Origin of the sequence: Arachidicoccus rhizosphaerae (assembly GCF_900107765.1) — a bacterium.
Classification (GTDB): domain Bacteria; phylum Bacteroidota; class Bacteroidia; order Chitinophagales; family Chitinophagaceae; genus Arachidicoccus; species Arachidicoccus rhizosphaerae.
The window spans coordinates 152,518-165,243 of the sequence record NZ_FNQY01000001.1 but is presented as its reverse complement, the minus strand read 5'-3'; the positions used below and the strand labels follow the sequence as shown (position 1 = coordinate 165,243).

Genomic DNA, 12,726 nt, shown 5'->3' with positions numbered 1-12,726 from the left:
TAATCTAAAAAGTCAGCATAAGCATGAATGTAGTAAGCCTTATCAAAAAAAGAAGCAGGATTAAGTGCAAAAGAACCTGGTTTAGCCTGCCGGGAAGTGTCTTTTTCGTCTTTTTTATGTCTTTTTGTATTTGGGGATCGGCACAAGGCCCTTCTATAAAATCAGCACCTGTTGCGGTATTTGACATCCGGGCCTATGGGGCCGTAGCGGATGGGAAAACAGATAACAGCGTCGCTATACAAAAAGCGATAGATGCCTGCAACGCTGCCGGAGGCGGCCAGGTATTGCTATGCGCAGAACCGGCAAACAACCCCGCAGTTTTTCTGTCAGGACCTGTTGAAGTTAAATCGGGTGTAGAACTACATCTGGCGGCAGGCACTGAACTGCTTGCAAGTCCGGATCCCGGCGTTTATACCTTAAGTGCGTTTACTGCGCAAAACACAGGAGAAGGCACCCTGTGGATTTACGGGGAGCATATTCAAGACTTCTCTATTACCGGTACCGGCACTATAAATGGCAACGGGATTTCCTTTATGGGTAAGGAGCTGGAGGACAGCTATGAACTCAAACCGTTTACTGAAGTAGATCCCAGGCCGCATGTGCTGACCATTATTGACGGAAAGAATATCCGTGTCCGGGATGTGCAGATAGGGAATTCAGCTTACTGGACCATTCATCTGGTGGGATGCCAGGATGTTGTCATCAGTGGAATTACCTTAAAAAACAGCGTTAAAGTGCGTAATAGTGACGGGATAGACCTGGATCATAGTAAAGACGTAAGAATCAGTGATTGCCATATTGAGAGTGGAGACGATTGTATTTGCCTTAAAAACAGAAGAGAATACGGGGCATATGGAAGTTGCGAAAATATAACGGTTACCGGTTGTACACTTACTTCCAGAAGCTGTGCTATAAAAATCGGGTCTGAGAATATGGATACGATTAGAAAGGTGGTGTTTGATAATTGTATTATTAGCAATAGCAACAGAGGGGTCGGTATCCAGAACAGAGATGAAGGGATAGTGGATAATGTGATCTTTTCCAATATGATCATTGAAGGTCATTTTTTTAGTGATGTATGGTGGGGTAAGGCCGAGCCTATTTATGTAACGGCCTACCGCAGAGCAAAGACGAGTAACAAGGATGCCAGTCTCAGGTTCCCCATGGGGGCCACCGAGGGACGTGTGGGCCGGGTCAGCAATATCTTTTTTACCAATATCAAGTGTTTTAGCGAGAACGGGGTATTTGTCGGCGCACAGTCTCAGGATAAGATGGATAACATCGTGTTTGATAACGTGGATGTATTTATTAATAAAACGACGAATTTTCCGGGAGGGGTTTACGACAGGCGGCCGGCCGAGGTAGAAGGTTTTGTAAAGGGCAAGACGGCGGGCTTTTATTTTGATACTGCCGCCAGGATTACGGTCCGCAACTGCTCTGTTAACTGGGGCGAACATAAAGCCGTTTATTACGGGGATAGTCTCTACCAAAAAGATGTGCGGCAGTTGGTCTGGAAATAAATATCCCGGGCATCAAGCCCGGGTGATGCTTTTGGTGGATGCGCGCTCGGTTAGAATGGACGGCAAAATTAAAGGCGCCCCGCTGACTTTAGGTTGTTTTTTATCAATTAAATCAAACAGAATGCTGGCGGCCTGTTTGCCGGTTTCAAAGGCGGGTTGGGTAATCGTTGTCAGTGTCGGGCTAAATATATCCGCAGTTTTAATAGTCGTAAAGGCAATAATCTGCAGGCGGTCCGGAATTAAAATATTAAGTTCTTTACAGGCCAGGTAGCTATGAATAGCGATGTCTTCTACGGAAGCCAGAACTCCGTCAATAGCAGGATTTTGCTGGAGTACGGTTTTTAATTGCTCGGTTAAGGAGGCGCCCCTGTTTTGACAGTCCACCAGTATAAAATTTTCTGTTCCCTGAGGGAGCCCGGCATTATTAAGTGCAGATTTAAATCCATCATATCTCCTGTTGCAGACAGATAAACTGTCTGATGGGGAGATGAAAACCGGATATTTACAACCTTGGTCAATCAGGTGCCGGGTGGCGATGAGGCCAGACCTGTAATCATCGGTTAATACTTTGTTGGCTTCATAGCCTTCCAGGTCCCTGTCAAAAAAAACAAAAGGAATATTCGCTCTTTTTAAAGTGTCAAAGTGGGTGGTTTCGGTGGTCTCTTTTGAAACAGAAATTAAAACACCGTCTACCCGGCCCCCGGCACAGTGCTTCAGGACATCTTTTTCAGCCAGGAAGCTTTCATGAGTAAGGTAAATCAAAGTATGGTACTGCCTTTCAGTGGCTACTGACTCAATGCCCCCTACAGCCAGCGCAAAAAAACTGTCAGAGATTTCTGGTAATATGACCGCAATGGTCTTACTCTTTTGTTTTCTGAGGCTGCTTGCATAAGGATTTGGCGTATAGCCTAATTCAGTAGCGGCCTCCAGGACTTTTTGTTTGGTTGCCGCACTGATTTCATGGCTGTCTTTTAATGCCTTAGAAATCGTAGAAATAGATAGTCCCAGATGATCTGCCAGGACCTGTATGGTCATTTTACTCATGAAAAAAGATCAATCCCTCTTTTGATTTGTTATGGGCCTAAATATACCCGAAAAAACCATACTCAAGGTATCTTGTACATTATACAATATATAAATTAGCTGATAATCAAAGCATTTTAAGCCTGGTCAAGGCTTTTGCCCGCTTAAAATCGACGGAGCCGGGGGTATTAATAGGCTAATCGGTATATTTGACTATCTGTATTGCGTAGACAAGCAAAGGTGCGTGGATATTTCTTGCTACTAAACAAAAACTGCTTATGTACCCCAAAAAATTAAAAACCTGGCTGAATCAGTTCAAACAATGCTATTTTACCTATAGCAAAGGATTTTATCACCTGCCTTATAACGGCCAGTCTGCTAAATCACTGATAGATAGTTTCGACGGATTTCCTTTTGTCAGGCATTTTAAGGAAAAGCAGCAGATTTATTCCAGTAACCCCTTTTGTCAGGGCGGCTTTTATTATCAGGAGCTCGAAGAAGGATGCTGGCTTATGTATTCTAAGATTCGGTATAAGGCTAATGTTGCCTATGACCTTATCTATAAAAAGGATCCGGCGGCGGAGCAATTAGAAGGGTATTATATGCTGAGTCTGAATAACATAAACAATGTGACCAGTATTAATAACGATATATGCCACAAATTTGTCTGTTTCCCACAATACAGCTGGACCTTTTATAAACCCGGAGAAAGGCATTGTGACCTGAATTTTAAAGGAGCAGAGAATAAGTATATAACCCTTTATATTAGTGAAGCATGGTTACAAAAGAATTTAAGAGTGAATAAAAAATTTTCAGACGGAGGACTGGATAAGTTTATCCAGTCGAGTACCAGTTATATTATCTGGCCTTTAGGCCCTACGGATGAGGCCCTGGAAAATTTCGATCGTTTTGAAAAGGTGATGAACCTAGGAAGCGATGTCAGCCAAGTGGATAGGCTCAACCTGAAATACACCACGCTTGCTTTTATTTTTGAGTTTTTTGACCTTTGCAAGCAACAGCGGGTTGTGGAAAGAAGCGTAGCGGTTGATTACGACGATAAATTCTCTATGAGCAAGGTTGAGCGGTATTTAAGGGAGCATTTGTTTGAGAAATTTGCCGGAGTGAGCTTTTTAGCCAAAAAGTTCGGTGTATCTGAAACCAAATTAAAGACAGAGTTCCGCCAATTGTTTGGCAAACCGCTTTATCAATATTTTCAGGACAGGCAAATGGAGGTGGCTAAAAACATGGTTTTAGAAGACCAAATGCTGATCAAGGATATTTCTTTTAAACTCGGATACGAAAGCCCGGGCAAGTTTGCTCAGGCGTTTAAAAAATGTCACGGTTTCTCCCCTTCAGCCCTGAACGGATAGCCCGATAAGACATCTTTAAACAAATAAAAAAGGCATAAGACGTTATGAGAAGGATTCATGTTGTTGTATGGTCTCATGCCTTTTAAAGGATGATTGGGTTAGATAAATAGTAAGCAGATGTCTTGGTTGCGGCACCTCTATTAAAGGATTAGACGGGCATTGCAGAAGTATTATTACTGATTACCCGGTGTCTGGTTTAATGTCCTCTAATCTTTTTTTTGCTGTGCAAAGATGTCAAATATCCGGATAAAAGGGTGTCCCGAAAAGGCATTTATAATGAACTTGGATGGCCCGATAAGGCGAAAAATGGTCGCTTAGAATTTAGGATAGGGGCTGCAACTTATTTTGGCGACTAAAAGGCTGTAAAGGTGCTTTAAAATATTCGTGATATAGGTCCAAGGGTAAAACTTTGGATAAAGTTCTAATATATCTATTGTTAGCCAAATTAGTAAAAGTGTATAAAGCACTTCTGAATCCACAAAGTCAAATGACAACGGGGCGGTTATATCATAACTTTTTCACCCAAAAAATGATAGCGAATTTAAAGAGGACGGCAAAGAAGTTGCTTAAGAGCAAGAATTGACCTGAAACGTGCTGAAAGGTGCAAGAGAAAGTTGCTCCGGAAAATGAGAGAGAATGACTCCTTTGTTTTATTATTTTTTTGTAATATTGAAGTGACTAGTAATCTGGCAAAATTTTAACCTAAATGTACAATCATGGACACAGATGACTTGTCAGAACAGACCTATAAGGGTGTAATTGTTGAAGCAGATATTTTTAATGATGATTTAGGCCTACGGTTTGGATTCCTGGCGGAAAAGTGCTCAGATGATGACGGCTTTTTGATGCTTAGTGAGGCGTTGATTAAGGAATTATTGGGATGTACAGAATTGAGGCGGGCAGCTGAGGATATCTTTTTTAATGGACCGGTCAGACTGACTGATTTTAAGCAATGTTTGCGCAGAATTCTTGTAAATATAGAGCAGGTTCGGCTGATACCTATGGAAGAACGTTCCTATGAGCAGTGCTAAGGAAATCGGTATTGTGGGTCGTTGGTGATGTAATAAGGGTGGGATCATCTATCGGATAAGTGTTTAGCTGTGGCTTTCCGTGTCGTGCGGCCGGCAAGTGGCTAACGGTGCGTTAATACGATGCCTGACTGTACCTGCAGTGCAATTAATTAAGGATAAATCTTGTGTCACTTTTTTTAAAAAACAATCAAGCATATGGCAACAGTGGAGACTTCAGTAAAGAGAGCCGTCTTGAAACTAAGTAAAATGGAACTGGAAAAGCTGGTGCTGAAGGCTGCATCTATAAATAAAGAGTTTCACGATTATTTGTTGGTCAATGTTATCAATAAGGACGACGGAGGGCGTATCAGGGTTGAAGCAGCGAAGTCAGATCTAGCCATATTAATGAACAAGCAATATCGGGGTCGTTCTGAAGAATTGCGACTGGCTGAAATGCTGATTGCCTGTAACAAAAAAGTAGTAGCGTTTAGTAAGGTCTGTAAGGATAAGAAACTTGAACTTGATCTCATTGCGGATGTACTAACCTTTACCTTTGCGCAACCTGCCCGCCGGTTTGGCACTTGTTTTACAAAATTTGATTATCAGGTCTATCTACTGGTTAAAAAAGCAGTGACAATCTTTAATACCAAACTACAACGGGAATATAAAAATGAATCAGCAGGCATTATCAACCAATTTTTGCGGCAACTGCATGAGCGTTGCTCACATTTGGATTATGTTTATGATATGCCAAATGAGGTTATATGGGAGGAATCAAGTTTATAAAGGATTAAGAAGTTTTACCGGTCTTGCCTATATGAGCAGCTTTCGGGTAGCTCAGTTCTAATGTTCTGTAGAATACTTTTCACCACTTTTAAAAGAATGAAACCTGCATTTGACAAATAATCAAAGAGGCAGTATAATTACAAACAGAACTTATAAGGTCATTAAAACCTTTATTTCTGGCCAGTTACAGCCCGTAAATACAGTTTCATGGAAATCCCTTCGTTTTTAATCCAACTGGTATAATCCACAATTGCTTGTCTGCGCATTTCTTCTTGAAAATAGCCGTCTTGCACCATCTGCAGCCCTCTGGTTTCTGCTACTTTAATCCAAATGCTGGTGTTTTCTGCAAAGTTCTCATCTTGGCGTTGGGTGAATTCGGAATGATCTTGCTCGGTTATATTATTTAATCCGTGGTTTTTAAAGATTGTTGAAAGTTGGTCTGCAATACAATTGTCCATGCCGGCATCGGCGCGCCATCTTAAAAAAGCGTCATAGAAGTTCAGCAAGCTTTGAGGAGGTGAAGGAGACCATTCAATTTTTTGGTGATTGTAATCCAATATGCTAAGCATGCCATTTGGCTTAATAAATTTAACTAATTGTGCAATGGCCTTTTGTGGATAGGCCAGCCATTGTAACACACGTGCAGAACTAACGACATCGAAAAGTTGATCGCTTGTATAACAATAAAGGTCCGCTAATTGAAAATGAAGGTTGGGTATGTTTTCGTATTGCCGCTTCGCCAATTCAATGAGGTGCGGGCTTGTATCGATGCCGACAATATAACCATCAAGACCTACCAGATTTGCAATTCCAGAGGTAATACTTCCCGAACCGCATCCTACGTCCAGTACCCGTTGCCCCTTTTGAATAATATGTAAAAGGTTACTATTATCGATTTCGAGGATCCTTCTGTTAAGGACAGCTTGTGTGCCTTCCGGCATACTGGCTCTTTGTTCTGCATTTGACATACATGCAATATAAATAAATTGTAGAATTTATCGAGCTGGAAAATATTGAAGAAAGCGGACATGTGATTTTATTTTGAAGAATTGGATTGATCAAGAGATTTCTCATCATAGGATTTCACGCTTTATTCTGCGCTTGCGCCAAACAACAATATTATTAGTCATAACAGATCGTGTTGGCTTTTGCTAAAAAATGAACCGTTTCCCTTCAGTCCTGGAATTGTAGAAGTGCCGCTCGACTTGAAATATATTCTGTGAATTTTTGATTATGAATAGGTTGACGATGTGTCAGCCTATTTTAGTAACTAAGCTATAATGGTATCTTCGGCGCTTTTTCTGTATGAAATTGATCGGCTTCTATTCTCCCAAATAATGGACTAACTTTAAATGGTCGAATTTATGTCTATTTTGAAATCTAAGATTCTGAAGTTGTACATGGTTTTGTATTTGGAAGGATAAAATTCTTTAATTTGTAAATTAAATGATTGAATAGTAGATACAAACTATCAAGTTATAGGTGGTTTGAAATATATAAATGGTTGTTGTATCTGAGTTAGAATTCAGAAATTTCAAAATTTTGTTATGGCCTTTACCCATTAATATAGAAGAATTTATTCGTGGACGAATTGTGGAAAATGAGCGAATTGAATATAAGAAAGGTTGGAATCCCGGGTCTATTTATCGTAGTATTTGTGCGTTTGCCAATGATTTTGAAGATATTGGCGGAGGATATATAATTATTGGGATTGAAGAAAATCATGGGCGGCCAGTGCTGCCTCCTGTTGGTGTAAGTGATGAAGAAATTGATAGGATTCAACGAGAAATGATAGGTTATAATAATTTAATTAGGCCAGTTTATTTCCCTAAGCTGAGTATTGAGGAAGTTATGGGTAAAAAGGTATTGGTTATTTGGGTTTTTAGTGGAGATGCTAGGCCCTATGAAGTGCCTGAGGAAATTAAGGCAAAAGGTAAGAATTAACTAGCTGTCACACACTTGAGAATGAGGGGAAAGCTGGGTGGTATCGGTTAGAAAGAGCCTACTTAACTGCGTTTGAAAAAATCACCAGAATTGAGGAGATTTATATGTTTTAAAAATATAGTTGCTATTCATAATAAATGAACTCTTTTTTAACAATGATGGATCGACATAAAATGAGAAAAACTGGCACACTAAAATTGCAAAATAGTGGTAGCAATTAATTTGAGAATCACTGCGGTCCTGCCACAGTTACAGGTTTTATGTCCAAAAAGGGGGGCTACTAGCACCTGCGATTTTACTGCCATTTGATGAGATTTTACACACCGGAACCAGAATTTACTACTAGATGAAGAACGGAGCTATTTTCAAGTTATTTTAAAGATTCATCCAGACTTTAGGAATGAGGGAGTAAAAGGCCCAGATGAGGGAGTAAAAGGCCTAGGTGAGGGAGTAAAAGGCCTAGGTGAGGGAGTAAAAGGCCCAGGTGAGGGAGTAAAAGGCCCAGGTGAGGGAGTAAATAAACTTTATGAAGTTATAATCGCTTATCCGGGTAATCGAGGCCCCTATTATGCTGATTTTATACATATTTCTAAAAAAACAATAGAAAGGTGGATTCGAATTCTCAGAGAAAAGGACCTGATAGAATTTAAAGGTAGTACGAGGACGGGAGGTTATTGGCCAAATGCCAGGTAAGCAAGAATAAGAAACTTGAGCTAGATCTTACCTTGAATGTTCTAACTTTTGAATTTTCCCAGCCTGCTTGCCGGTTCGGAACTTGTTCTACCAAATTTGATAACTAGGTCTATGGTCTTGAGAAGAAAAGACTTGCTTAACCCCAGTGAGGGTTAGTGATGGTTTTTACCAAAACTAAAACAGTTGTAGTGCCAGTTTGAGCTTGTAGTTATATTAGCGCCAATTTACACGTATTGCTAATTTATACGCAGTTTATAGTGATAAAAACTAATTAGTTGAAAAAATGAAATTATAATTTAATTATTACAACGTTATAGTTGTTTTGTAGAAAATTTCAGTATCTTTGCAGTACAGTTGGAGGATATTAAATATTAATATGGGAGCCGTTAAAGTTGGGTATCTGGTAATGGTAAAGCTAAAGTATGGATAAAGAAAACGAGATTGTATTGTTTTTGAAAGACTTCAAAGAGAAGATGAAGATTTGGGATGTTCTTTTTCGTGATGATAGAGGTAAAAATGCAAAAGCTCTAGTTGAACTGGAACTTCGGCCAATAGAAAGAAAAAATGTATTGGAGGCTCTTGATTTTATGGATTATAGTGAAGGCCCGATCGAAGAAAAGCTTAATGGAGGCGCTGAAATGTGGGTTTTTGGTAAAACAATTAAAAAAAAAGAGATCTATATTAAAATAACGCTCGGTGGGACAAATAGCGGTGTGATCTGTATTTCTTTCCATTTGGCAGAGCACAAGATGAACTATCCTTTAAAATACGCAAGATGAGAAGTCCATTTACAAACAAAGAAATGCTGTTGGCTACTGAGAGAAGGTCAATGGAATTCAGAAAAGAAAATTTTGATATTGTTTTCCATTTTTACAAATGTGAGGATAGCGGAGAACAGTTTACTACCACTGCATTAGATGAATTAAATCTGAATCAGGTGTATAATCAGTACCGCGAGAGATTCAACATTCCGTTTCCTGACGAGATTATACGAATTCGTGAAAAATACGGGCTAGCGGCTTCGAAGATGTCTGAAATATTGGGGTTTGGAATAAATACTTACAGACAGTATGAAGCCGGCGAAATGCCCAGTGTTTCAAATGCCAAATTAATTCAGTTGGTGGACGATCCGAAGAAATTTATTGATATGGTTGAATTGAGCGGAACGTTGGACGAGAAATTAAAAACACGGTATATTCAAAAAGCTCAAATTCTATTGGAAGAAAGAAAACGAAACATTACCAATTTAAGCATAAAAGAATATTTATTAGGGAGCCACCAGGCTGACATATACACTGGATATAGAAATCCAGATTTTGAGAAGTTTTCCGAAATGGTTGTTTATTTTGCAAAGAAGCTTGAACCTTTTAAGACAAAAATGAACAAACTTTTATTTTATGCGGATTTTTTGATGTTTAAGCAGAGCTGTTTCTCGATAAGTGGTGTTAGGTATAGAGCAATAAATATGGGACCGGTTCCAAATAACTTTCAAAGCATTTATGAATATTTAGTTGACAAAGGAGAAATTGATATTGCTTATATCCAATTCCCTCAAGGATACATTGGAGAACGGTTTATAATGAATAAGGACCGTGATTTTAATGAGACAATATTTTCAGAATGGGAATTGGAAACGTTAGACAAAGTTGTGGAGATTTTTAAATCTACAAGTACCAGTGATATTGTTGAAATAAGCCACCTAGAAGATGCCTGGAAGCGCAATGAACAAGAAAAGAGGGTAATTAGTTATGAGTTTGCTTTCCATTTACAGTATGAAATGTAAAACGGCCCAAATGAGGGAGTAAATAAACTTTATGAAGTTATAAGTGCTTATCTGGGTAATCATGCTCCATACAATGCAGATTTTCTAAATATTTCTAAGAAAACGATAGAAAGGAGGATTTTGTAATTTCTCATAGTACTTTCCCAGTTCTCATGCACTTTCCCACTTAAACGTTAGTTTTATTTTTTGTCCGGACTGTCAAATTTACATCCCATGATTCATAGCACGCTGGGTGTATATAAAAATGGTTCAATAGTATACTTCGCAAACCGCATAACTAAAATATATGGGGGCTTCGCGCTCCCCAAACCCTCGCGAGGTTTTTTTCATAAAACCCCCTAATTATATAATACTATTATTTAATATCTTCCCAACTTTTTGACATGATCCACATTTTGTAAGAGGGGCCAACGAAAAACAAAAGGCAGAAGCTTTCCAGGTTAGGTTCCGCAGATGGCCCGAATTTACAGGGGGTAATTTGTATACCGGTGGTAAGCAGAAAATACTTTAACAACTTTATCCAGGCTTACAGTTTTTAGAAGATCCTCCAAAAAAATGGTTCTATGACGGATAGTATGGGTAATCGAATTTCATTTTACCTGCAATAAAATAAATCATGTTTTTAAAATTGCGGATATTTCGATACCCTCTGGCTCTCCTTTTAGCTAATTGAATCTTGTTATTAATGCCTTCCATAACCCCACTATTGATTCTGGACTTGACATAATTTATGATACCACTCCAGTGGGCTTTAACTGTTTTTACAAAGCGCTTAAAGGGGAATATATCTGTATCGTCAACCATATCGCACCAGAAGTGCAAATATGTCAATGCCTCCTGCGTGTCCGTAATTTCCCAAAAATCATTAAACATCAATTTAAGCCTATAGGCTTCTGCTAACCTAGGGTACATCATTAATAGAAACTCTAATTCTTGCTGTTTGGTCTTGCTTAGATTCTTAGAGTTCTTAAGCACTGTATATTTATGCCCTTTTAGCATTTGGTTACCTTTACTTTCCAGTTTTCTGACCTCATTCATTGCCTCACTTAACTTTGCTGTTACATGAAAACGGTCAAAGGTAATCGATGCATTTGGTAGGCTCGTTTGTACACCAGAGACGTAAGAAGGTGACATATCAATAGCCACTTTTTCTACCGCCACTGGACTACCGCCTTTTAGCTTTAAAACATCCGCCAGTTCAGCAATGGCGTCTGATCCCCGGTCTTTACATACATGGATAACCCGTCTTGTATCCAAGTCTACATTGACGGTAATGTAATTGTGGCCTTTTTTGGAGGATGTATCATCAATGCCAACATTTTTTACTGTCGATAAAGTGTCTTTTTCTACTCCCTTTTCAACCCAATGATTGAAAACCCGCCAGACTCTATGTGGCTCAATGCGCAGGGTACTTCCTACCTTATTGACTGGCATCTCATATTCAATCAAAAGCATGGCAAATGCCTCAAACAGTAACGTAAATCCACTTCCAGGACGCGCCCACGGCACCTGTACTGTTTTTACTTTGCCATCCTTTTGCTTAATACGTGGTACACGCGCATGTAAAAAACAATTATGCTCGAAAAAATTCAAATGTTGCCATTTTCTTTCTTCAGTATCATATACGCCACAAAAGTTGCCCTTATCATCTACAAACTGAGATCCAGCAGTAAAATCTATATAGATATCTAACTGCCCTCTCTTTAGCCCATCAGGCTTAGTAAGTTCCATTTTTGTTATCTCCCATGGGGAGCTAAGATTTAAGGCCATTGCAAATATATCTTTACTATCCATGCCACAAATCTAACATATTTGTCATTTACCCACACTAATCATCATAGAGCCAAAAAAATAAAGAACTGTCCAAAATGTTTCGAACAGTTCTTTGCCGATTAATTATTATTAATCGATTTGGTCGGGATGACAGGATTTGAACCTGCGACCCCACGCCCCCCAGACGTGTGCGCTACCGGGCTGCGCTACATCCCGTTTTCCGGTTAGGTTGCAAATGTAAAAAAAGATTTGACAATAACTTAAGTACTGTCAAATCTTTTCTATTTTTTTATAAATCAATTACCAGCTGTTTATAAGGCAATTGCATTTACCTTAAGCTTCATTTTGCCATTGGGAACACTAACCTCTGCGATTTCTCCTACGGTTTTACCCAGTAATCCCTGTCCGATTGGAGAGGAAACGGATAATCTGCCTTCTTTCAGGTTCGCCTCTTTTTCAGCAACCAGTTGGAAGGTGCTCTTCTTCTTGGTGGCCATATTGGTAAAAGTCACTTTAGTTAAAACAGAGACTTTGCTAGTATCAATCTGGCTTTCATCCACGATTCTGGCACTGTGTACCATAATCTCCAGCTTGGCAATTTTTGCTTCCAGGATGCCTTGTGCTTCTTTGGCGGCATCATATTCTGCATTTTCCCGAAGGTCCCCTTTTTCTCTGGCCTCAGCAATAGCGCGGGAGGCTGCGGGGCGCTGCACCGTTAGCATTTCGTGGAGCTCTTGCTTCATTTTTTCGAAGCTCTCTTTTGAGACATACATTACTTCACTCATGGGACATATTTTTGATTATGCACAAAAAAAATACAACGC

At 39.5% G+C, this 12,726-nt stretch carries 11 protein-coding genes and 1 tRNA gene; 7 read left to right on the top strand and 5 right to left on the bottom strand.

All coding sequences use genetic code 11. The features are described from left to right. Nucleotides 1-23: 23 nt before the first annotated feature. Nucleotides 24-1,520 (top strand): glycoside hydrolase family 28 protein, encoded by a 1,497-nt coding sequence (locus BLU80_RS00605; protein WP_211481697.1) that lies wholly within the window; start codon nucleotides 24-26, stop codon nucleotides 1,518-1,520. Between the two features lie 12 nt (nucleotides 1,521-1,532). Here BLU80_RS00605 and BLU80_RS00600 read toward each other — a convergent pair whose 3' ends face one another. Continuing rightward, the gene (locus BLU80_RS00600; protein WP_091392099.1) at nucleotides 1,533-2,564 is read right to left on the bottom strand and encodes a LacI family DNA-binding transcriptional regulator; all 1,032 of its coding nucleotides are present in this window, start codon (nucleotides 2,562-2,564) and stop codon (nucleotides 1,533-1,535) included. A 257-nt stretch (nucleotides 2,565-2,821) separates the two neighbouring features. Between BLU80_RS00600 and BLU80_RS00595 the strand changes: the two genes are divergently transcribed. The 3 genes from BLU80_RS00595 to BLU80_RS00585 all read left to right on the top strand — a co-directional run bounded on the left by BLU80_RS00595 (nucleotide 2,822) and on the right by BLU80_RS00585 (nucleotide 5,709). After that, the gene (locus BLU80_RS00595) at nucleotides 2,822-3,913 is read left to right on the top strand and encodes a helix-turn-helix domain-containing protein (protein WP_091392097.1); all 1,092 of its coding nucleotides are present in this window, start codon (nucleotides 2,822-2,824) and stop codon (nucleotides 3,911-3,913) included. A gap of 716 nt (nucleotides 3,914-4,629) precedes the next feature. Next, nucleotides 4,630-4,944, top strand: coding sequence for a hypothetical protein (locus tag BLU80_RS00590; RefSeq protein WP_091392095.1), 315 nt, complete (start codon nucleotides 4,630-4,632; stop codon nucleotides 4,942-4,944). Between the two features lie 195 nt (nucleotides 4,945-5,139). Next, a complete protein-coding gene (locus BLU80_RS00585; protein WP_091392094.1) occupies nucleotides 5,140-5,709 on the top strand; it encodes a hypothetical protein in 570 nt (189 codons plus the stop codon). 170 nt (nucleotides 5,710-5,879) lie between these two features. Here the strand turns inward: BLU80_RS00585 and BLU80_RS00580 are convergent, their stop codons facing one another. Beyond that, a complete protein-coding gene (locus tag BLU80_RS00580) occupies nucleotides 5,880-6,677 on the bottom strand; it encodes a methyltransferase domain-containing protein (RefSeq protein WP_091392092.1) in 798 nt (265 codons plus the stop codon). 532 nt (nucleotides 6,678-7,209) lie between these two features. Between BLU80_RS00580 and BLU80_RS00575 the strand changes: the two genes are divergently transcribed. The 3 genes from BLU80_RS00575 to BLU80_RS00565 all read left to right on the top strand — a co-directional run bounded on the left by BLU80_RS00575 (nucleotide 7,210) and on the right by BLU80_RS00565 (nucleotide 10,129). Then, complete coding sequence (locus BLU80_RS00575) at nucleotides 7,210-7,653, top strand: AlbA family DNA-binding domain-containing protein (RefSeq protein ID WP_091392090.1); 444 nt, start codon at nucleotides 7,210-7,212, stop codon at nucleotides 7,651-7,653. 1,115 nt (nucleotides 7,654-8,768) lie between these two features. Next, a complete protein-coding gene (locus BLU80_RS00570; RefSeq protein WP_091392088.1) occupies nucleotides 8,769-9,125 on the top strand; it encodes a toxin in 357 nt (118 codons plus the stop codon). Then, on the top strand, nucleotides 9,122-10,129 hold the full coding sequence (locus BLU80_RS00565) for a type II TA system antitoxin MqsA family protein (RefSeq protein ID WP_211481696.1): 1,008 nt from the start codon (nucleotides 9,122-9,124) through the stop codon (nucleotides 10,127-10,129). Before BLU80_RS00570 ends, BLU80_RS00565 begins: the two co-directional genes overlap by 4 nt. 561 nt (nucleotides 10,130-10,690) lie before the next feature. Here BLU80_RS00565 and BLU80_RS00560 read toward each other — a convergent pair. From BLU80_RS00560 to greA, 3 genes are all read right to left on the bottom strand, one after another. Next, the gene (locus tag BLU80_RS00560) at nucleotides 10,691-11,923 is read right to left on the bottom strand and encodes an ISL3 family transposase (RefSeq protein ID WP_091392087.1); all 1,233 of its coding nucleotides are present in this window, start codon (nucleotides 11,921-11,923) and stop codon (nucleotides 10,691-10,693) included. A gap of 118 nt (nucleotides 11,924-12,041) precedes the next feature. Next, nucleotides 12,042-12,118, bottom strand: a tRNA-Pro gene (locus tag BLU80_RS00555). A 95-nt stretch (nucleotides 12,119-12,213) separates the two neighbouring features. Then, nucleotides 12,214-12,687 carry a transcription elongation factor GreA gene (gene greA / locus BLU80_RS00550; RefSeq protein WP_091392085.1) on the bottom strand — a complete coding sequence of 158 codons (474 nt, stop codon included), beginning with the start codon at nucleotides 12,685-12,687 and terminating at the stop codon, nucleotides 12,214-12,216. Between the last annotated feature and the right edge of the window lie 39 nt (nucleotides 12,688-12,726).